Consider the following 5,949-nt stretch of genomic DNA (forward strand, 5'->3'; position numbering starts at 1 on the left):
ACCGGGTATTACAATTCTGGTGCGTTATGACGGATTGTTAAATACCTGATAATACCGAGTAATTAATGCCGTCTAACACACCCTACCAGCTACTTAACTGCTGACTTCTGACTTCAAACTTCTGACTTCTATTTCAACTCCTCTAATACCTCCTCAGTAATCGGATTTTTACCCTTTTTCAAAGTCTCTATCCAACCTTCAACTTTTACCTTTTCCTCCCGATCTTCCCTCCAATCTACATATACTTGAAAATCCTCAATGGCTCCCGGATAATCCCCAGTTAATGCCCTCGCCACACCTCGATAACTCCGAATTTCATAATCATAAGGACTTAACTCTACTGCTTTTTCACAGGCAAACATGACATCTTGAGCCTGATTATTTAAGCTGCCAAACTGACATAATACTTCCCAATTATCAGCAGATATTTCTACATTTGAATCTAATTTTTGTGCTTCATCATAAAGACTAATTGCCTCTTCTATTTTCCCCTGTTTTGCTAATTTTTTACCCTTTTCTACTTTGCCAGAAGCAGCAAATTTGTTCGCCACAACTTCTGGGTCTTTTTCTATAGTTTCTGTATCAGGGTCGAGGTCAATTTCTGGTGATAATTCTTGCGCTTCTTTAAAGATAGAAATTGCCTCATTTATTTTTTCGGCTGTTGCTTCTGTTTTTCCCTTTTCTACTTTGCCAGTAGCAACAAACTTTTGCGCGACAACTTGGGGGTCTGTTTCTATAGTTTCTGTATCAGGATCGAGGTCAATTTCTGCATCTAATTCTTGGGTATGTTTCCAGATAGAAATTGCCTTTTTGATTTTCTGTTTTTTTCCTGTTTTGGCGAGATTTTTAGCTTCTGCAATTAAACTACGATGAACCGGAAGTTCATCGCAAGTTTTCTCATATTTATCCAACCCACTATTCATATACTGCTGCCACTCCTCTGCTGTTAAATTCCGACCAAGACGGCGACAAGCTTCTGCAATTAAATCTTTTGACATTACTTGATGGAGGTAGGCGGTATTGTCACTACTTGCTATAGCAATGGTTTTGCTGTCAGGGCTAAAAGCTACTGCCCATACTATGTCTTGGTGGAGTAGGGTAGCTAATTCTTTGCCAGTGTCTGCATCCCAGAGGCGGGCGGTTTTGTCATTACTTGCAGTAGCAATAGTTTTGCCGTCGGGACTAAAGGCTACTGCAAATACCCAGTCCTGCTGAAGTAGGGTAGCTACTTCTTTGCCAGTGTCTGCATCCCAGAAGCGGGCGGTTTTGTCAAGACTTGCAGTAGCAATGGTTTTGCCGTCAGGACTAAAGGCTACTGCATTTACTCTATCCTGGTGGAGTAGGGTGGCGACTTCTTTGCCAGTGTCTCCATCCCAGAGGCGGGCGGTTTTGTCAGCACTTGCAGTAGCAATAGTTTTGCCGTCGGAGCTAAAGGCTACTGCCAATACTATGTCCTGATGGAGTAGGGTCGCGACTTGTTGGCCAGTTTTAGTATCCCAGAGGCGGGCGGTTTTGTCTTCATTTGCAGTAACAATGGTCTTGCCGTCAGGACTAAAGGCTACTGCATTTACTCTATCCTGGTGGAGTAGGGTAGCTAATTCTTTGCCAGTGTCTGCATCCCAGAGGCGGGCGGTTTTGTCAGCACTTGCAGTAGCAATGGTCTTGCCGTCAGGACTAAAGGCTACTGCTAATACTATATCCTGGTGGACTAGGGTAGCGATGTCTTTGCCAGTTTTAACATCCCAGAGGCGGGCAGTTTTGTCAGAACTAACAGTAACAATGGTTTTACCGTCAGGACTAAAGGCTACTGCCCATACTATGTCCTGATGGAGTAGGGTAGTGACTTGTTTGGTGGTGTTAGCATCCCAGAGGCGGGCAGTTTTATCAGAACTAGCAGTAGCAATGGTTTTACCGTCGGAGCTAAAGGTTACCGCCCATACTATGTCCTGGTGGTTGAGGGTGGCGATGTCTTTGCCAGTTTTAGCATCCCAGAGGCGGGCAGTTTTGTCATAACTAGCAGTAGCAATGGTTTTACCGTCGGGACTAAAGGCTACTCCCAATACCCAGTCCTGGTGGAGTAGGGTGGCGATGTCTTTGCCAGTTTTAGCATCCCAGAGGCGGGCAGTTTTGTCACGACTAGCAGTAGCAATGGTTTTACCGTCAGGGCTAAAGACTACTGCTCTTACTGTGTCCTGGTGGAGTAGGGTGGCTAATTCTTTGCCAGTTTTAGCATCCCAGAGGCGGGCGGTATTGTCATAACTAGCAGTAGCAATGGTTTTGCCGTCGGAGCTCAAGGCTACTCCCAATACTGTGTCCTGGTGGAGTAGGGTGGCGATGTCTTTGCCAGTTTTAGCATCCCAGAGGCGGGTGGTTTTGTCAGAGCTAGCAGTAGCAATGGTTTTACCGTCGGAGCTAAAGGTTACTGCCCATACTATGTCCTGATGGAGTAGGGTGGCTAATTCTTTGCCAGTTTTAGCATCCCAGAGGCGGNGGAGCTAAAGGTTACTGCCCATACTATGTCCTGATGGAGTAGGGTGGCTAATTCTTTGCCAGTTTTAGCATCCCAGAGGCGGGCGGTATTGTCAGAGCTAGCAGTAGCAATGGTTTTACCGTCGGGACTAAAGGCTACTGCTCTTACTGTGTCCTGATGTAGTAGGGTGGCTAATTCTTTGCCAGTTTTAGCATCCCAGAGGCGGGCGGTATTGTCAGAGCTAGCAGTAGCAATGGTTTTGCCGTCGGAGCTCAAGGCTACTGCTTTTACATCTGCCTGGTGGAGTAGGGTATGCAGATGATCTGGTAGTTGAGTTAGCCCTTTGCGGATAGCTCCATCGGCTGCATTTTTGGGGATATCTAGAAACTGACCGTCTAAGAATTTCCTGACAGCTTTTCTCCACCATACCTGCTGATTTTTTTGCAGCTCTTGGACTTTATATATTGACTGGAGTCCTAATAAAGTACCTCGATCGTACAAATTCCAGCTAGCAATGCCGACTTCTGCTTCTGCTGCCATCTGACGAGCTGAGAAGATTTCACTATTATTTTTAGCTATCTTTTGCTGAACCAAACCATAGACAAATAACCCAGTCATCAACAACGAAAAAATACCCAAAATTTGATTCCTTCTTTGAGCTAATTTCCTGGCTTTTTGCTCCTGTTTAAACTCCCTTTTTTTCCGTTCTTCCTCTCCCACTTCTAAGCGGTTTTGCAAATCCTGACTGGCTCTAACAAACTCATAACCTACCCCATCCAATAAANCCAAAATTTGATTCCTTCTTTGAGCTAATTTCCTGGCTTTTTGCTCCTGTTTAAACTCCCTTTTTTTCCGTTCTTCCTCTCCCACTTCTAAGCGGTTTTGCAAATCCTGACTGGCTCTAACAAACTCATAACCTACCCCATCCAATAAAGCCATATCCCCATACTTTTCTACATATTCTTCTGCTTTTATTAACTGCCCTTCTCGCCATAACCAATCATCTTTTTTATTGTGTTTTTTCCACTCAGCAGCATCTGCTTCGATCTTCCTTTCTAATGGCAAAGCTTCTTGATATTCTTCTACCCAATTTCTCAGCTTTTTCCAACTTCTGATTAAATCTTCGTGAATAATATCTAATAATGTTCCTCCCTCTGACTTATCTATAGTAATTAACCGATTATTTTGGTCAGCTAATTTATCACTTACCTCTAACAACAGCTCTAAACTATGTTGTTCATTAGGCAAATCTTCTAATATGACTCTTCTCCGAGTATCTGTTATTTTTCCTGAATCAACTGACTGTTCTCCAGGCTGTACTAATTCTAGAAATATTCTCTTGGCAACTAACTTTTCCTCTTGAGTTAGACTCTCAAAAACTTCATCAGCTCGCTTTGTTAAGGTTCCCTTAATTCCACCTAACTTTGTATAAGTTGCTAGAGTTAAATATTTACTTTTTTCTTCTCCTTGAGTCGCATCTTNTATCTGTTATTTTTCCTGAATCAACTGACTGTTCTCCAGGCTGTACTAATTCTAGAAATATTCTCTTGGCAACTAACTTTTCCTCTTGAGTTAGACTCTCAAAAACTTCATCAGCTCGCTTTGTTAAGGTTCCCTTAATTCCACCTAACTTTGTATAAGTTGCTAGAGTTAAATATTTACTTTTTTCTTCTCCTTGAGTCGCATCTTTCCACAATACATCTAGAGTATATTGTAGGAGAGGCAAACTACCAGGATTTCGCAAAAAGTCTTCGGTCATTTGAGCAACTAATCCTGGTTCTACTCCCATCCCTACTAATTCGGCTGGCTTTTTTATTGCCTCTTCTATTTCTTCTTTTTCCAGAGGCGTTACTAAGAATTGATGTTCTTTTATTTGAGTAGCTAATCCTGGATATTTTGAACATTGGTCGAGAAAATCTGCCCGCATTCCTAAGATTAAGCAAAGTTTGTTTTGAATCGTTTCATGTTTGAGAGCTTCTAAAAAACAATCAAAAAATTCAAGTCTTTTTTCGTGAGTTTCACAGAGGGTAAAAGATTCTTCAAATTGGTCGATTACCATGATGACTCTTTCTGCTTCTGCTGACTGAATAAAGTCGATTAATTTTTCTGTTAAATTATCTGTTTTTTCTGATTCTATATTTTCTATGNGGGTAAAAGATTCTTCAAATTGGTCGATTACCATGATGACTCTTTCTGCTTCTGCTGACTGAATAAAGTCGATTAATTTTTCTGTTAAATTATCTGTTTTTTCTGATTCTATATTTTCTATGTTAATGGCTTTTTGCAATTTTTTCAGAGGAGTTATAGTAGGTGTAAAAGGATTTATATATTGCCATCTATCGCTCCCGGATATTTTCTGCCCCCGCTTGAGTTGATATAATAAACCTGCTCTTAATAAGGATGATTTTCCACTGCCAGAAGCACCCAAAACTGCCACAAAATTATTGGTTCTTACTTCGTCTATTAATTCATCTGTTAACCGAGTTCTACCATGAAAAAATACTGCATCTTCTTCTTTTTCTGTGAAATAAGATAAAGCACGATAAGGAGGAGTATTTTGCCAACGTTCGTCTACAGGTTGAGTCGGACTATTAGTTGTTAAAATAATTGCATTTCCTGAATTATGAAATACAGGTGCTTGAGCAGTATCAAGCATATTTTTTTTAATAGAATCTGCCAAAATATAGTTAGTTATCCAACCATCTACAGAATTTTCTGGATTTAAACCTTTAAGTAATCTAGCAGTAAAAACACCTTGTTCTCCATCTATTTGTTCTACACTTGTTTCAAAGGAACGAGCAGCAGTAATAAAACAACGACTTACTTTTTTTCCNTGTTCTCCATCTATTTGTTCTACACTTGTTTCAAAGGAACGAGCAGCAGTAATAAAACAACGACTTACTTTTTTTCCTGTACCAGGGTCAGCTTCTTGAAAGTTTAAAAATTCTCCACTAAAACAACAGTCTAACCAAACTATTTGTGTTTGAACCGGACTATTTTTTAATAACTCTTTTAACCAATTTAAAGATATGCCATATTTCTCATTTTTAAGTTGAGCATCACTGGTGGCTAAAAATCCTTCTTGAATTCCTCCTGTTTCTTTCAAATAACCATGTCCGGCAAAGAATAATAAAGCCACATCTGGAACTTCATTTTTTGATGGAGGATTAAATAAATTAATAATTCTTTTTTCCAGGTCATTAATTTTGACAAGACCATTTGGAACAAATCTAGCTTGACCTTCTTGGTTGTAATTTTTAGGTAAACGTTGCACATGAAACTTGCCGTATTTTTCTAACATTTCGGCAATAGCTTCAGCATCTTTTACTGGTGCTTTAAGGTTTAAATCTCCTGGTTTCTTTTTTTTGAGAAATGGATAAGAATTAATTCCAACGACTAATGCTTCTCTATTCATAATTGTTGGTTATTTGCTAATAGTTGTGACTAATTATAACTGATAACGTAAGCATTCAGCCGTC

At 40.2% G+C, this 5,949-nt stretch carries 1 protein-coding gene and 5 pseudogenes; all 6 read right to left on the reverse strand.

Annotated features, from left to right (window positions below; genetic code table 11):
* Positions 1-128: 128 nt before the first annotated feature.
* Complete coding sequence (locus AFK68_RS14330) at positions 129-2,435, reverse strand: hypothetical protein (RefSeq protein WP_094673390.1); 2,307 nt, start codon at positions 2,433-2,435, stop codon at positions 129-131.
* A gap of 56 nt (positions 2,436-2,491) precedes the next feature.
* Positions 2,492-3,088 (reverse strand): annotated as a pseudogene (locus AFK68_RS41720) (WD40 repeat domain-containing protein); the annotation flags it as partial.
* Positions 3,089-3,255: 167 nt separating this feature from the next.
* Positions 3,256-3,718: pseudogene (locus AFK68_RS45185) on the reverse strand (peptidase C14); the annotation flags it as partial.
* Positions 3,719-3,952: 234 nt separating this feature from the next.
* A pseudogene (locus AFK68_RS45190) lies at positions 3,953-4,617 on the reverse strand (peptidase C14); the annotation flags it as partial.
* Between the two features lies 1 nt (position 4,618).
* Positions 4,619-5,303 (reverse strand): annotated as a pseudogene (locus AFK68_RS41725) (peptidase C14); the annotation flags it as partial.
* Between the two features lies 1 nt (position 5,304).
* A pseudogene (locus tag AFK68_RS41730) lies at positions 5,305-5,885 on the reverse strand (caspase domain-containing protein); the annotation flags it as partial.
* Positions 5,886-5,949: the final 64 nt, after the last annotated feature.

Source organism: Hydrocoleum sp. CS-953 (assembly GCF_002260545.1).
GTDB lineage: Bacteria > Cyanobacteriota > Cyanobacteriia > Cyanobacteriales > Microcoleaceae > Trichodesmium.